Source organism: Nocardia sp. NPDC051321 (genome assembly GCF_044455225.1).
Classification (GTDB): Bacteria; Actinomycetota; Actinomycetes; order Mycobacteriales; family Mycobacteriaceae; genus Nocardia.
Genome location: NZ_JBITEM010000007.1, coordinates 132414 through 146679 on the forward strand (window position 1 = coordinate 132414; position 14266 = coordinate 146679).

Sequence of the window (14266 nt, forward strand, 5' to 3'; positions counted from 1 at the left end):
TGGAACAGGCAGGCACACACCAGCGACGCCGGGTGCGGACAGTAGTGGCGTAAGCGGGGCCCGCGGATCGGACGCCGCCGCGGCTTCGGCCACAAGGCCATGGTCGCGGCGGCATCCGGCGCGCGGGCACGCCGAAGGACATCAGTCCTTGGTCAGCCGGGTCTCGGTCTGCGCGGCGGATTCCTCGACAGCGTCGGCCACGTGCGCGCCGTTGGTGTCGGCAGCGGCCGAATCGACCTCGATCGTGTCGGCGTCGTCGGCAACCGGCTCGGTCTCGACGCGCACCTCGCGGATGGCCGCGCGCAGCCACGTCGTGACGACCTCCTCGGCGATCTCGAGATCAACCGTGGTGTCGTCGAGATCGACGACGGTGCCGTACAGCCCCGACGTGGTGATGACCTGGTCGCCCGCCTTGAGGGTGTCCTGCATCTCCGTGACCTTGGCGGCTTCCCGCTTCTGGCGGCGGACGCCGAGGAACATCGGCACGAGCAGGGCTACCAGCAGCAGCGGAAACAGAAGTTCCATCGTCGAAGTCAGTCCCTAGTCTTGTGGGTGGGATAGGTATGTACCCCGACAGTCTGCCAGTTCAAGTCTCCGCTGCCACACCGGCACACCTGCTGGGGAGCGCCGCTGTGCCGATCGGCCATATCGCACGGCGAATCCGCGGCCGGCACCGGAGCCCGAATAGCCCGGTCGGTTTGCCAGGAAATTCTCCGGCTCGAAACCTGTCCGTACCGAATTCCGTTGGCTTACAGTAGAAATCGCAGGGAATTCATCGCGCAGGATGTCCCGACGGCGTTGCCGGGGAGCCTGATCTACGCACGAACTCATCGACCTTCGAGCCGTGTCTCGGGACCTTCTGTGCCTTCACAAAGGGGACGATGATGGTCAAGGAAGCCAGAATCGACGTAAAAACGCTGCTACAGAAAGCTGCCGGGGATCTGGCCGCCCCGGAGCTGTACGACCTGGCCCGGATCGCCGAATCAGGACCATGGTTCGGCACCCCGGACGCCAGGAACGGCGAGCCCGCGCGGCGCCCGGACTACGAATGGCCGCTCGTTTCCGAACATCCCTACCTCGGAAAATACGGCAAGGGCACGGCGGCGGTCCATCTGGGGACCGGGCACGAGCGCCTGGTCAGCCCCATGATCTTCGCCGACGGATTCAACTACGGTCCCAGCGACATGGACGGACTATGGCAGTGGTTCAACCACCCCTATTCCGATGCCGGTGAGCGCCTGTTCGACCAGTTGCTCGCCGCGGGTATCGACATCGTGCTGCTCGGCTTCGACGCTCGCCACGACTACATCCAGGTCAACTCGGGCGTGGCACGGGCCTGCGTCAAAAAGGTCATCGCCGAGCAGCAGGGCAATACGCCGCTGATCACCGGCGGCGTGAGCATGGGCGGCCTGATCACCAGGCACGCGCTCGCCACGATGGAACGGGCCGACGAGGATCATCGGACCGGGACCTATCTGTCCTGGGATTCGCCGCACAACGGGGCGTGGATTCCGCTGATCCTGCAGCAGATGGCGTACTTCTTCGAGTTCTTCGAGACGGTGCCGCCGGGTAAGGCGAGCAAGGCCAGTCTGATTCGCAGCCCCGCGGCGCAGCAGTTGCTGTGGGCGTGGGTGGCGGACGCGCGGTATTCGGGTCCGGTCGCGACCGCGTCGCCGTTGCGCGCCCAATTCGTCCAGGAGATGGCCGATTTGGGTGGTTTCCCGCAGCGGCCGGTGCGGCTCGGCGTCGCGAACGGGCGTGGCGACGGACACGGGCCCGCGCTGCCCGCCGGGGAGATCGTCTTCGAAAAGAAATTCCTCGGCGGCCTGGTCGGCAGCGCCACCGCGCGGTATCAGCCCGACTTCGGCGACAAGCAGCCGATCGGTGGCATGCACCTCGGGCTGACCGCGCGCAGCTCGACGACCAGCGAGGTCGCGCCGTTCGACGGCGCACCGGGCGGCATGCTCGATTCGTTCGGGCAGGTCGCCACCACGCTCGGGATCGATATGGAAGAGGCGAAGCGCTGGAGTTGCTTCGTCCCGTCGGTCAGTGCGATCGCGTTGGACTTCGACCCGATGAGCTGGGAGGTCGAGCTCGACAAGGATCTGCGCAAGGTGACCGCCGAACACACCGCGCTCACCGAGTTCTGTTGTAACGCAACCAATACCGAGCACTCGATGGTGACACCGATGCTCGCGGAGTGGGTGTTGCGCAAGATCGCCAAGTAGCGCGGCGAGCCCCGCCGGAACCGATCCGGCGGGGCTGGCGCGAGCTCGGTCAGGCGGACTTTCCGTAGACGTAGTCGTCGAGCGGGAAGCTGACCGCCTCGCGGTGCGCGTTGAGCGTGCTGGTCGGGCGCAGCAGCGCGGCCTCGCCGTGCGGGTTGAAGTAGTAGCTGCGCGCGGTGGAGCAGTTGCCGCCGTAGAAGACCGAGGTGCCGAGCTTGTCGGTGACCCGATCCAGGAAACCGGCGTTGGCCTGCTCGGTCACCTCGAAGGTTTCCTCGCCGCGGCGGAACAGCTCGGCGAAGAGCCGTCCCATGTGCTTCATCTGTGCCTCGATGGTGGTGAAGTAGGACAGGCCGCTGTAGGAGTACGGACTGTTGAGGCTGAGGAAGTTCGGGAACTTCGGCACGGTGATGCCCTCGTAGGCCTGGAAACGGTTGTCCCGCCAGAACTTTCCGAGGTTGACGCCGTCGCGGCCGATGATCTCGATGGCCGGGAAGTTCACGTCCCACAGGTTGAAGCCGGTGGCCAGGATCAGCGTGTCGATCTCGGTCTTGTGCCCGTCGGCGGTGACGATGCCGTCGGCCTCGATGCGCTCGATCGAGTTGGTCTCCAGGCGCACATTCGGCTTGTTGAAGCTGCGGAAGTAGGTGTTGGAGAAGGTGGGACGCTTGCAGCCGAAATCGTAGTGCGGGGTGAGCTGCTTGCGAGTTTCCTTGTCCCGCACCGAGGTACGCAGGTGCGCCTTGGCAAGGATTCCCGCGGCCTTGTTGAGCGGCTTGGCCTGCGTGTAGTGCAGCACGCCGACCACCATGAGTGCCTCGAGCAGGCTGGTGTTGAACAGGCGCGCGGCCTTCTGGGTGGCAGGCACCCGATCGAACAGCTTCTGCACCGAGCCCGGAATGGCGGCGTCGATCTTCGGCACCACCCAGATCGGGGTGCGCTGAAAGACGGTGAGCGCCTTCGCCTTCTTGGCCACCTCGGGCACCAGCTGCACGGCGGTAGCGCCGGTGCCGATGATCGCCGCCTTGCGATCGGTGAGGTCGAAATCGTCCTCCCACGCGGTGGTGTGGATGATCTTGCCTGCGAACGAATCGATGCCGGGGAACGGCGGGGTGTAGGGCTGCGACAGGAAGCCCGTCGCGGTGAGCAGGTAACGGCCCGTGAGGGTTTCACCGCCCGCGACCGATACCACCCACTGCTGGTGCTCTTCGTCCCAACGGGCGCCGTCGACCACCGTGCCGAACCGCATGCGGCGGCGCAGGCCGTACTTGTCCGCGATATGGCCCGCGTACTTCTTGAGCTCCGCGCCCGGCGCGAACAGGCGCGTCCAATACGGGTTCGGCTCAAAGGAGTACGAGTAGGTGACCGAGGCGATGTCGACCGCCAGGCCGGGGTAATGGTTGACGTGCCAGGTGCCGCCGAGATCGTCCTCGCGTTCGAGGATCACGTAGTTGCTCAGGCCGAGTCGATCGAGCTCGATGCCCGCCCCCATGCCACCGAATCCCGCACCGACCACGACCGCGTCGTACTGAGGCGCCACTCCGAACCTCCAGGTATGTGAACCGCTTATCACAGAATGACACATCATTCCGTTTGTGACGACTGTATCATCGGTGGCGTGACGAAGCCATTGACGCGTGCCGAGCGGCGCAAAGCCGAGCTCCGCCAGGAAATCATCGACACCGCCTTCGTCTGCTTTTCGGAGAAGGGCTATCACGGCACCGGGATCGCGGACATCGCCGGTCACCTCGGCATCGGGCACGGCACCTTCTACCGCTACTTCAGCAACAAACGCGACATCATCGACCACGTCATCGATGACCTGTCCGCCAAGATCATCGACGCCCTCGGCACCGAAAACGCCCCCGACGCCGCCACCACGCTGGACGAATACCGCGCGCAGACCGACCGGATCGGCCAGGCGCTGACGCACATCCTGATGGACGACCGCCGCGTCGCCCAGTTGCTGCTCGTGCACGCGCCCGGCATCGACGAAGAACTGACCGCGCGCCTATACGGCCTGCTCGACATGGCCGACGCGCTCACCGCGGGTTATCTCGACCACGGCGTCGAACTCGGCTATCTGCGAGCGGATTTGGACACCGTCAATACCGCGCGGGCGGTCACCGGCATGCTGCTCGCCGGCATCGTGCACGGCCTGCGCGACAACGACGAGGGGGCCATCCGTGGTCTCAACGAGGCCATCCGACGGCTGCTGATCGACGGTGTCCGCAAGGACTGAGCAAATCGATAAGCCCCCTGACGGGCCTGCCGGCGTTAAGGTGAGGGAACAGTTCCGACGTGTCCGCCAGGGGGCGCTCGTGGTCGCAAGAGACCAGGGAGTACGAAAAACGCACATTCCGACGGACCGGCGCACCGGGCCTGACAGAATGTCGCCCGTGACCCCCGAGGATGTGAGCCGAATCAGTTTTGCGACACCACCATTCGGGCAGCGTGGTTACCACGCGGACGAGGTGGACGCGTTCCTCGACCTCGTCGCCGCGACCATGGCCGGACAGGGCGCCCTCGCCGCCGACGATCTGCGGCACGTCACCTTCGGCGCACCGCGGCCCGGCGGACGCGGATATCGCGCCGACCAGGTCGACGAGTACCTGGATCAGGTGCGGGTCGAGCTCGAGATCCGGCAACGCGGCGCGCGGCCCGCACCTTCCGGCAACGGGCAGTCGATACTCACACCGGACGACGTCCAACGCATGCGGTTCACCTACGCGCCAGTTGGTCGTCGCGGGTACCACGAAGACGAGGTCGACGCCTTCCTCGACCTGGTCGCCGCGACCCTCGCACACGGCGGGCCCGGCAGCCTGACCGTCGCCGACGTGCGCTCGGTGCGTTTCAGTGGCGCAAGGCTGGGGACCCGCGGATACCAGGGCGACGAGGTGGACGCATTCATGGACCTGGTCGTCACAGCCCTACAGCACGCCGAACACCAACACCACCGCTGGACCCTGCACCGCGACGCCGTCGAGTAGCACCTCCCGCTGAACCAACCCCCGGACCTCCTCGTCCACCGCGCCCAAGATTGCTGACGGTTTCACGCACGCCCATGCAACACCTGGAACTCTCGCCCCCAAGATCACCGAGCCATCGACGTGAGTCAAAAGGTCGCCAAATGATCTTTGATAGCGACCATTTGACTCACGTCAATGCTCACTCGAACCGGTAAAGGGTGGCCGGCGGCTGAGGCTCCGGCCCCGGAGGGAACCGACGTCCAGGGCTCCTGCGCCGCAACAGACTCTGCACACCACACCGAACTGTGCGCAGCACCTGAGACTTTCGCCCCCCACCAAGATCACCGACCCATCGACGTGAGTCAAAAGGTCGCCAAATGATCTTCGATAGCGACCATTTGACTCACGTCGGTGCTTATTCGAAGAGGTCGAGGGTGGGTTGGGGGGTGCGGCCTCGGACTTCGATGGAGCCGAAGACCAGGTCGGGGGGTGGGACTAGGCCGAGGTGTTCCCAGGCGGCGGCGGTGGCTACGCGGCCGCGGGGGGTGCGGGCGACCATGCCCGCGCGGACGAGGAAGGGTTCGCAGACCTCTTCGACGGTGGCGGCCTCCTCACCTACGGCGACCGCGAGGGTGGAGACGCCGACGGGTCCGCCGCCGAAACTGCGTACCAGGGCGGTGAGTACGGCGCGGTCGAGGCGGTCCAGGCCGAGCACGTCGACGTCGTACACCTCGAGTGCGGCCCGTGCGATGGGCAGGGTGATCAGGCCGTCGGCGCGGACCTCGGCGTAGTCGCGGACTCGGCGGAGCAGGCGGTTCGCGATGCGGGGTGTGCCGCGGGATCGGCCTGCGATCTCGGCGGCGGCCTCGCGATCGATCTGCACGCCGAGGATCTGCGCCGAACGCAGGATTATGAGCAACAGCTCGTCGGGGTCGTAGAAGTCCATGTGCCCGGTGAAGCCGAAGCGGTCGCGCAGCGGGCCGGTCAGCGCACCGGACCTGGTGGTGGCACCGACCAGGGTGAACGGGGCGATGTCGAGCGGGATCGAAGTCGCGCCGGGTCCTTTGCCGACGACCACGTCGACGCGGAAGTCCTCCATCGCCAGGTAGAGCATTTCCTCGGCGGGGCGGGCGATGCGGTGGATCTCGTCGATGAACAGCACGTCACCGTCGACCAGGTTGCTGAGCATGGCCGCGAGATCGCCCGCGCGTTCCAGCGCGGGACCGGAGGTGATGCGCAGCGCGGTGCCGAGTTCGGTCGCGATGATCATCGCCATGCTGGTTTTACCGAGGCCGGGCGGGCCGGACAACAGCACGTGATCCGGTGTGCCGCCACGTTGTTTGGCGCCGCGCAGCACCAGTGCGAGCTGTTCGCGCACGCGCGGCTGACCGATGAAGTCGTCGAGCGACTTCGGGCGCAGGCTGGCCTCGATCTCGCCGTCGGACTTCAAATAGCTTGGCGTGACCTGGGATTCGTCCGCTTCCTCCTGGTAATCCATGCGGTGCTACCGGTTCTTGCCGAGCAGGTTGAGTGCGGCGCGCAGCCCGACGGAGGTGTCGGCGGCGGGTTGTTCGGCGAGGACGGAGTCGATGGCCTGCTCGGCCTGTTTGGCCGGGAAGCCGAGGCCGGTGAGTGCCTCCACCACCTGGTCGCGCACCGGCGTGATGACCGGGGTGGCGGCACCGGGCGGGCCGGATTGCACCGGAACGAGATTCACCTTGTCGCGCAGCTCGACCACCATGCGTTCGGCACCGCGCTTGCCGATGCCGGGCACCCGGGTGAGCGCGGCGACGTTGCTTTCGGCGAGCGCCTTGCGCAGCGCCTCGGGTTCGAGCACCGCGAGCACCGCCATGGCCAGGCGGGGGCCGACGCCGGACACCGTTTGCAGTAGACCGAACAGGTCGCGCGCCTCGGTGTCGGCGAAGCCGAACAGCGTCATCGAGTCCTCGCGGACGATCATCGCGGTGTAGAGCCGGGTTTCCTCGCCGCGGGTCAGCGTGGACAGCGTCGCGGGGGTGACATTGAGCCGGTAACCGATGCCCGCCGTCTCGATCACCGTGTGGTCGAGTGCGATCTCCAGCACCTCACCGCGTACCGACGCGATCACCTCTGTACCGCCTTCCGTTGTTCGGCAAGCCGTTCCGCGTACTTGCGTTGTGCCTCGGCCGCTTGGGCTTCGGCCTTGGCCATCCGCTCCATCAGCGGCGCCCGCCAACAATGGCAGATGGCCAGCGCGAGCGCATCCGCCGCGTCGGCCGGTTTCGGCGCGACCGGTAAGCCGAGTATTCGCGTCACCATGGCCGTGACCTGTGCTTTGTCCGCGGTGCCGTTGCCGGTGACCGCGGCCTTCACCTCGCTGGGCGTATGGAACGCGACCGGTATGCCGCGGCGCGCGGCCGCCAGCGCGATCACGCCGCCCGCCTGCGCCGTGCCCATCGCGGTACGCACATTGTGCTGGGCGAAGACCCGTTCGATCGCGACGGCCCCTGGTTTGTGCGTGTCCAGCCACAATTCCGCGGCGTTGGCGACCTCGAGTAGACGATGCGCGAGGTCCATGTCGGGCGGGGTGCGGACCACATCGACGGCGATCGCGGTCACCTTCCGGCCGATACCGCCCTCGACAATGCTGAGGCCGCACCGGGTGAGCCCGGGGTCGACGCCCATCACCCGCACGAAAACCCCTCTCGCAGACACGAACAACTGTTCGAGAGTCTAGCGGAGGCAGGGTCTTTCACGGTCCAGCGACACGGGATGCACCAGGCCGTCTGCCGAGCGACTTACGGCGCTACCGGGAAGCCGAGTAGCTGCGGTTTACCGGCGCGGGCTGCCCACTCACGCGCCGGATCGGCGACAAGACGTCGCGCTTTGAGATCGAGCAGTCCGCTCACGTTGATCACGGTGGCGGCCACCTCTCCGTCCGCGCGAGTGAGGATCTGCTCGACGCGATACGTCTTGCCGGTCCCCCACAGCCACGCGCAGGACACGTCGACCGTGTCACCGCCGCGTAGCTCTCGATGGAATTTGATCGTCGTCTCGAGATTGACCGGCCCGAACCCATCGGCGATCAACTCATCGACCGAGATCCCCGCCGCCTGCACGCAGGCGAACCGCGAGTGGTCGGCGTACTGGTGATACGCCGCGCCGGTGACGTGCAACTGCGGATCCAGGTCGGACACACGGACTTCTAAGCGAGTACTGAAGGGCACGAGGCCGACTATGCCAGCACCCACCGACAAGTTTCGGCCGCGCGCAACCACCCAGGTTGGCTGGAGCAGATTCACAGGGTGTCTCGAGGAACCGTGTCGACAATGCCGTAGGTGTCCGCCCTTGGAGTGCCGTTTGCCGCGCCCGCGATCCCGGTGCCACCACCGGCCCCGCAGTTGCCGTCGGCGAATCTGAATCCGAACTATCAGAACACCTTTCATCATGGGATCGCCCTGCTGCACGGGTGGCTGCCGTTGACCGTCGAGCTCGTCGCGGTGGTGTTTTTGCTGGTCGCCGTGGCGCGAAGGACGCGGCGGTGGTGGCTGATCCAGGTGCCGGTGTGCGTGCTGATCGGCGTGCTCGGTGCGCTGGTCGCGCGGTGGTACGTGTCGAACCAGGGGTTGGCCTCGGATCCCGCGCCCCCGTTGCTGTGGGCTTGTATCGGTGCGACGGCGGGCGCGCTGGCCGTCGCGGTACTCGGCTGGCGGGGTGCGCGGTGGTGGCGGCGCGGGGTTGCGCTGCTTGCCATTCCGCTGGCGCTGCTCAGTACGGGTCTGGTGCTCAACCAGTGGGTCGGCTACTACCCCACCCTGCAGTCCGCGTGGGGTGCGCTCACCGCCGGGCCGCTGCCGCAGCAGACCGACCTCGACGCGCTGGACGGCTTGCGCGACACCGGCGTATCGACGGGCAAGATCGTGCCGGTCGATATTCCCGACTCGGGCAGCAACTTTCCGCATCGCACCGAGTACGTGTACCTGCCGCCGGCCTGGTTCGCCGGGCCGACCCCGCCCACGTTGCCGGTGGTGATGATGATCGGCGGTGAGTTCAACACCCCCGCCGACTGGATCCGCAGCGGACAGATCATGCCCGCCGTCGACCAGTTCACCGCCGCCAACGGCGGCCGCGCGCCGATCCTCGTCTTCGTCGACTCCAGCGGCAGCTTCAACAACGACACCGAATGCGTGAACGGACCGCGCGGCGACGCCGCCGACCATCTGACCCGAGATGTGCCGAGCTACCTCGAATCCCGCTTCGGCGCCGCCGCCGACCCCGCGCAGTGGGCGGTGGTCGGCTGGTCCATGGGCGGCACCTGCGCCGTCGACCTGGCCGTCATGCACCCGGAACTGATCCACACCTTCGTCGACATCGCGGGTGACATCGGGCCCGTCTCCGGCACCAAAGACCAGACCATCGCCCGTCTCTTCGGCGGCAACGCCGACCAGTGGGCCGCCTTCGACCCGCTCACCGTCATGGCAAAACACGGCCAATACACCGGTGTCGCAGGTCTTTTCGACGACCTCACCCCACCGCAGCGCCACTACCCCACCGGCAATGGTGCACCGCGCGGGCCGCGTCCCGCGACGGACGACGACAACCCCGGAATGGGCGGCCACGATGGCGTCCAAGACACCGGCGAGGTCGGGGCCGCCGAAAAGCTCTGCGACCAAGGCCGTGCAGTCGGCATCGATTGCACTATCCACACCACCCAAGGCGGCCATACCTGGCAGTTCGCCTCGGCCGCCTTCACCTCGTCCCTGCCCTGGATCACCGCTCGACTCGGCCTCCCTATCCCCAACACGCCCTGACAAGGCCGCGTAATTCGGCTTCAGCCGCTCGGCGTCAAACAGGCGAGAGAGTCTGGGTAAAGGTGCGACGGTAGGCCTGGGGTGAGACCCCGATCGCCTCGTGTAGGTGCTGACGTAACGAGGTCCCGGTGGCGAACCCGACCTCGCCCGCGATTCGGTCGACCGTCATGTCGGTCGATTCGAGGAGGTGGCGGGCGCGGAACAGTCGCTGCTGAATCAGCCACCGGCCCGGACTCATACCGACCTCCTCGCTGAAGCGGCGCGCGAAGGTGCGTTTGCTCATCCGGGCGCGGACCGCGAGTTCGTCGATCGTGAGCGGTAGGTGGAGGTTTTCCAGCGCCCACTGCCGGGCGGCGGCGGTGCCTGCCGAGGTGGCCGGTGGCACGGGCTGCTCGATGTATTGAGCTTGCCCGCCGTCGCGCCACGGCGGGATGACGCAGCGCCTGGCCACGGCGTTGGCGACCGCGCTGCCGTGGTCGCGGCGCACGAGATGCAGGCACACATCGATACCGGCCGCCGCGCCCGCGGAGGTGAGGATGTCATCGTCGTCGATGTAGAGCACGTCGGGATCGAGGCGAACGCGCGGAAACGTGCGCCGGAAGAGGGCGGCCTCATGCCAATGCGTGGTCGCCGGACGCCCGTCGAGCAAACCGGCGGCGGCCGCGACGAACGCGCCGGTGCAGATCGCGACGAGCCGCGCATCGGGCCGGATTCGGGCGAGCGCGTCGCGCACCGGCTGAGGCAGGTCGCCGTCGAGGGTCATCGCGATGTCGCAGGCGGGCAGGATCACGGTGTCGGCGGTGTCGATGATGCCGCTGTCGTGCGCGACGGCGATCGAGTAATCCGCGGCAGTGCGCACCGGCTCGCCGTCGAGCGAGCAGGTACGAACCTCGTATCGGCCGCCCGCACTGCCGAATACCCGGTTCGGGATGCCGAGCTCGAACGGATAGACCCCGTCGAGCGCCAGCACCGCGACTCGATGAACCGAAGACGTCATGGCACGATCATATCGAAGAATGGCAATCATGCCATTTACCGGTCGGCGCCGGAGCGGCAAACTCGGTGCAATGAGTGAAAATATGCGTGCGATCAGCCAGGACAGCCTCGGCGGCCCGGAGGTACTCACCGAGGTGCGACTCCCCCGCCCGGCGCCCGGTCCCGGCGAGATTCTGGTGCGGGTGCGTGCGACCGGCCTCAACCCGACCGACTGGAAGCACCGCGCCAACGCGGGCGCCTTCCTACCCCAACCGCCCTTCGTTCTCGGCTGGGACGTGTCCGGCGAGGTCGCTGAAATCGGCGTCGGCGTGACCTTGTGGCAACCCGGCGACGAGGTCTTCGGCATGCTGCCGTACCCGAACGGTCACGGCGCGATGGCCGAGTACGTCGTCGGCCCCGCCCGCGCCTTCGCCCGCAAACCCGCGAGCCTCGATCATGTGCAGGCCGCCGCGATCCCGCTGGCAGCACTCACCGCCTGGCAGGCTCTGGTCGACACCGCCGACTTGCGGGCAGGTCAGCGGGTGTTGATCCACGCGGCGGCGGGCGGTGTCGGGCACTTCGCCGTGCAGATCGCCAAGGCGCGCGGCGCTTACGTCATCGGCACGGCCAGCGCGCCCAATCACGAATTCCTGCGCGGTATCGGCGCCGACGAGGCGATCGACTACCGCACCACCGATGTCGCCGAAGCGGTCCGCGAGGTGGACGTGGTGCTGGATTCGACCAGTGACGACAACAGCATTCGCTCGCTGCGCACATTACGTCCGGGTGGCCTGCTGGTCACGCTGCGCCCATTCGGTGAGCTCGATCTGGCAGGCGAGGCGAGCAAGCTCGGCGTGCGCGCGCTGCGCCTGCTGGTGGAGGACGACCACGCAGGCATGGTCGCGCTCGCCGGGCTCGTCGAATCCGGTGAGTTGCGTCCGACGATCGCGGGCACCTTCCCGCTGACCGACGCCGCGAAGGCGCATGCGTTGGGCGAGAACGGTCGCACCGTGGGCAAACTGGTTGTCACTGTGCCCTGACACCGAAATTTTTCCGCGCGGCGCTTCGGTGAATCCGCGAAATCGGGACGGTCACGCTTCTACCATCCGATGATGAGCACTGTTGTGAAGGCTGTCCTCGAGGGCGGGCCGAAAGACATGCCCGCGCGAATCGTTCCCATCACCCCGCCGGGGGTCGAACTGAAAGTCCCGTTCAAGGGTGGTTACGAACACTTCAAGGTGACCCGCAAGGAGAAGGACACCCCGGAGGGGCGGTTGCGTGTTTACGAGTGGTCCAGCCGGACCGAACTGCCGAAGTGACGCGCGAATAATCGTCCTGTGCGGCCGGTCGGATCATCGACCGGCCGCCTTCCTTCGGTCCGCCCGGGAAGCAGCGGGCAACTCAACCCATCATCTGAAGCCCGAAGCGCCGATCGCCGAGGTCGGCCCCGGCTAGGCGTACTACCTGGACGCACTCGGGGCGGCCCGCGATGACGCGGACCGCCCCGAGTGGGAGGACTACTACCCCTCGATGAAGCAGTACTACGAGAACCTGGCGGACTAATCGTCGAGCTGCGCCAGGATTTCGTCGGAGATGTCGACCATCGGATGCAGCTACGTTCTGCACCTCACTCGTCGAGCTGCGCCAGGATCTCGTCGGAAATATCGACGTTGGTGTATACGTTCTGCACGTCGTCGCTGTCCTCGAGCGCGTCGACCAACTTGATCACCTTGCGGGCACCGTCGGCGTCCACCTCGACCGACACCGACGGCTGAAAGCCGGATTCGGCGGAGTCGTAGTCGATTTCGGCGGCCTGCAGCGCCTTGCGCACCGGGATCAGGTCGCTCGGATCGCTGATGATCTCGAAGGAGTCACCGAGGTCGTTGACCTCCTCGGCGCCCGCGTCGAGCACGGCCATCAGGACGTCGTCCTCGGACAGGCCGTTCTTCTCCAGCGTCACGACGCCCTTGCGATGGAACAGGTACGACACCGAACCGGGGTCGGCCATGTTGCCGCCGTTGCGGGTCATCGCGACCCGGACCTCGCCGGCGGCGCGGTTGCGATTATCGGTCAAGCACTCGATCAACACCGCGACACCGTTGGGGCCGTACCCCTCGTACATGATGGTCTGCCAGTCGGCGCCGCCGGTCTCTTCACCACCGCCGCGCTTGCGGGCGCGTTCGATGTTGTCGATGGGGACCGACGACTTCTTCGCCTTCTGGATGGCGTCGAACAGCGTCGGGTTGCCTGCGGGGTCACTGCCACCCGTGCGGGCCGCCACCTCGATGTTCTTGATCAACTTGGCGAAGAGCTTGCCGCGCTTCGCGTCGATCCCCGCCTTCTTGTGCTTGGTGGTGGCCCATTTGGAGTGGCCGCTCATTCCCTACTTCCTTCAGGTCGATGGCACGTTTGGTGGTGTGTACCGTACCGGCCTGGCCGGACGAACAACTTCTCCAGCCTACTCGGCCGGTCATCGCGGTCTGAACGGCGCGTGAACTACACGTCCCGGACGAGGTCCACGAACATGCGATGCACCCGAAGATCGCCGGTGACCTCCGGGTGGAACGACGTCGCGAGGACCTTCCCTTGCCGCACTGCCACAATGCGGCCCGCGAACGGTCCGTCGGGCACGGTCGCGAGCACCTCGACGCCGTCGCCGACGCGCTCCACCCAGGGTGCCCGGATGAACACCGCGCGCATCGGGCCGTCGTCGAGTCCGGTGAAGTCGAGGTCGACCTCGAAGGAGTCGACCTGGCGACCGAAGGCGTTGCGGCGCACCGTCATATCGATGCCGGACAGGTGCCGCGCGTCGGGGCGGGTGTCGAGCACCTCGTCGGCGAGCAGGATCATGCCCGCGCAGGAACCGAAGGCGGGCATGCCATCTCGCAGTCGCGCCCGCAGCGGCTCGAGCAGTTCGAAGACTTCCAGCAGCTTGCTGATGGCCGTCGATTCGCCGCCGGGCAGCACCAGCGCGTCCACCGCGGCCAGCTCGGACGCGCGGCGCACCAGCACGGGTTCGGCGCCGCAGTGCGCGAGGGCCGCAATGTGTTCCCGGACGTCGCCCTGCAGGGCCAGCACGCCGATGGTGGGGCCGGTCGGGGCGAGGTCGGCGGCGGGCGCGGCGACCGGGGAAGCGTTCACGTCGGAAAGTTTACGAGGCGCCGCGGTGTGGGCCTGCTCACGGTCGCCGTCAGGGTTCCGTCAACGGGAGGGTCCGCGCGGCCGGAACGGGTCGACACTCGCAGAGTGATAGCTGTGTTGCCGCGCAAGGTCCCCGGGCCGCGCGGAGAGGCGAATACGGTCC

Annotated in this window: 15 protein-coding genes; 6 read left to right on the forward strand and 9 right to left on the reverse strand. The window is 67.0% G+C overall.

From position 1 onward, the window contains the following. Window positions 1–141: 141 nt before the first annotated feature. Window positions 142–525 carry a preprotein translocase subunit YajC gene (gene yajC / locus ACIA8C_RS18085; RefSeq protein ID WP_397135935.1) on the reverse strand — a complete coding sequence of 128 codons (384 nt, stop codon included), beginning with the start codon at window positions 523–525 and terminating at the stop codon, window positions 142–144. Between the two features lie 356 nt (window positions 526–881). Between yajC and ACIA8C_RS18090 the strand changes: the two genes are divergently transcribed. Continuing rightward, window positions 882–2228, forward strand: a complete 1347-nt coding sequence (locus ACIA8C_RS18090) for a hypothetical protein (protein ID WP_397135937.1) — start codon at window positions 882–884, stop codon at window positions 2226–2228. 49 nt (window positions 2229–2277) lie between these two features. Here the strand turns inward: ACIA8C_RS18090 and ACIA8C_RS18095 are convergent, their stop codons facing one another. After that, complete coding sequence (locus ACIA8C_RS18095; protein ID WP_397135939.1) at window positions 2278–3768, reverse strand: flavin-containing monooxygenase; 1491 nt, start codon at window positions 3766–3768, stop codon at window positions 2278–2280. 36 nt (window positions 3769–3804) lie between these two features. Here ACIA8C_RS18095 and ACIA8C_RS18100 point away from each other — a divergent pair, with 36 nt between their 5' ends. Next, window positions 3805–4470: a TetR/AcrR family transcriptional regulator gene (locus tag ACIA8C_RS18100; protein ID WP_397135941.1), complete on the forward strand. Its 666-nt coding sequence runs from the start codon at window positions 3805–3807 to the stop codon at window positions 4468–4470. 148 nt (window positions 4471–4618) lie between these two features. After that, the gene (locus tag ACIA8C_RS18105; protein WP_397135943.1) at window positions 4619–5218 is read left to right on the forward strand and encodes a DivIVA domain-containing protein; all 600 of its coding nucleotides are present in this window, start codon (window positions 4619–4621) and stop codon (window positions 5216–5218) included. Window positions 5219–5612: 394 nt separating this feature from the next. Here ACIA8C_RS18105 and ruvB read toward each other — a convergent pair whose 3' ends face one another. The 4 genes from ruvB to ACIA8C_RS18125 all read right to left on the reverse strand — a co-directional run bounded on the left by ruvB (window position 5613) and on the right by ACIA8C_RS18125 (window position 8403). Next, a complete protein-coding gene (gene ruvB, locus ACIA8C_RS18110) occupies window positions 5613–6695 on the reverse strand; it encodes a Holliday junction branch migration DNA helicase RuvB (RefSeq protein ID WP_397135945.1) in 1083 nt (360 codons plus the stop codon). 6 nt (window positions 6696–6701) lie between these two features. Then, complete coding sequence (gene ruvA / locus ACIA8C_RS18115) at window positions 6702–7304, reverse strand: Holliday junction branch migration protein RuvA (protein WP_397135947.1); 603 nt, start codon at window positions 7302–7304, stop codon at window positions 6702–6704. Continuing rightward, on the reverse strand, window positions 7301–7870 hold the full coding sequence (gene ruvC / locus ACIA8C_RS18120; RefSeq protein ID WP_397136556.1) for a crossover junction endodeoxyribonuclease RuvC: 570 nt from the start codon (window positions 7868–7870) through the stop codon (window positions 7301–7303). Before ruvC ends, ruvA begins: the two co-directional genes overlap by 4 nt. A 104-nt stretch (window positions 7871–7974) precedes the next feature. Next, window positions 7975–8403, reverse strand: coding sequence for an acyl-CoA thioesterase (locus ACIA8C_RS18125; protein ID WP_397135949.1), 429 nt, complete (start codon window positions 8401–8403; stop codon window positions 7975–7977). 111 nt (window positions 8404–8514) lie between these two features. Between ACIA8C_RS18125 and ACIA8C_RS18130 the strand changes: the two genes are divergently transcribed. After that, window positions 8515–9987 carry an alpha/beta hydrolase-fold protein gene (locus tag ACIA8C_RS18130; RefSeq protein WP_397135951.1) on the forward strand — a complete coding sequence of 491 codons (1473 nt, stop codon included), beginning with the start codon at window positions 8515–8517 and terminating at the stop codon, window positions 9985–9987. 34 nt (window positions 9988–10021) lie between these two features. Here ACIA8C_RS18130 and ACIA8C_RS18135 read toward each other — a convergent pair whose 3' ends face one another. Further along, window positions 10022–10984: a GlxA family transcriptional regulator gene (locus tag ACIA8C_RS18135; protein ID WP_397135953.1), complete on the reverse strand. Its 963-nt coding sequence runs from the start codon at window positions 10982–10984 to the stop codon at window positions 10022–10024. Window positions 10985–11054: 70 nt separating this feature from the next. On the opposite strand from ACIA8C_RS18135, the gene ACIA8C_RS18140 reads away from it, so the two are divergent. Next, window positions 11055–12002, forward strand: a complete 948-nt coding sequence (locus tag ACIA8C_RS18140) for an NADP-dependent oxidoreductase (protein ID WP_397135955.1) — start codon at window positions 11055–11057, stop codon at window positions 12000–12002. A 72-nt stretch (window positions 12003–12074) separates the two neighbouring features. Then, on the forward strand, window positions 12075–12281 hold the full coding sequence (locus ACIA8C_RS18145) for a DUF5988 family protein (protein WP_396991124.1): 207 nt from the start codon (window positions 12075–12077) through the stop codon (window positions 12279–12281). 308 nt (window positions 12282–12589) lie between these two features. Here ACIA8C_RS18145 and ACIA8C_RS18150 read toward each other — a convergent pair whose 3' ends face one another. Both ACIA8C_RS18150 and pdxT read right to left on the reverse strand, forming a co-directional pair. Next, window positions 12590–13342: a YebC/PmpR family DNA-binding transcriptional regulator gene (locus tag ACIA8C_RS18150; protein ID WP_397135957.1), complete on the reverse strand. Its 753-nt coding sequence runs from the start codon at window positions 13340–13342 to the stop codon at window positions 12590–12592. A gap of 116 nt (window positions 13343–13458) precedes the next feature. Further along, on the reverse strand, window positions 13459–14103 hold the full coding sequence (gene pdxT / locus ACIA8C_RS18155; RefSeq protein WP_397135959.1) for a pyridoxal 5'-phosphate synthase glutaminase subunit PdxT: 645 nt from the start codon (window positions 14101–14103) through the stop codon (window positions 13459–13461). Window positions 14104–14266 lie beyond the last annotated feature (163 nt).

Coding starts and splice junctions, on each gene's coding strand:
- yajC (WP_397135935.1), bottom strand. CDS start 525: ATGGAACTTCTGTTTCCGCTGCTGCTGGTAGCCCTGCTCGTGCCGATG.
- ACIA8C_RS18090 (WP_397135937.1), top strand. CDS start 882: ATGATGGTCAAGGAAGCCAGAATCGACGTAAAAACGCTGCTACAGAAA.
- ACIA8C_RS18100 (WP_397135941.1), top strand. CDS start 3,805: ATGACACATCATTCCGTTTGTGACGACTGTATCATCGGTGGCGTGACG.
- ACIA8C_RS18105 (WP_397135943.1), top strand. CDS start 4,619: ATGTCGCCCGTGACCCCCGAGGATGTGAGCCGAATCAGTTTTGCGACA.
- ruvB (WP_397135945.1), bottom strand. CDS start 6,695: ATGGATTACCAGGAGGAAGCGGACGAATCCCAGGTCACGCCAAGCTAT.
- ACIA8C_RS18135 (WP_397135953.1), bottom strand. CDS start 10,984: ATGACGTCTTCGGTTCATCGAGTCGCGGTGCTGGCGCTCGACGGGGTC.
- ACIA8C_RS18140 (WP_397135955.1), top strand. CDS start 11,055: ATGAGTGAAAATATGCGTGCGATCAGCCAGGACAGCCTCGGCGGCCCG.
- ACIA8C_RS18145 (WP_396991124.1), top strand. CDS start 12,075: ATGAGCACTGTTGTGAAGGCTGTCCTCGAGGGCGGGCCGAAAGACATG.
- ACIA8C_RS18150 (WP_397135957.1), bottom strand. CDS start 13,342: ATGAGCGGCCACTCCAAATGGGCCACCACCAAGCACAAGAAGGCGGGG.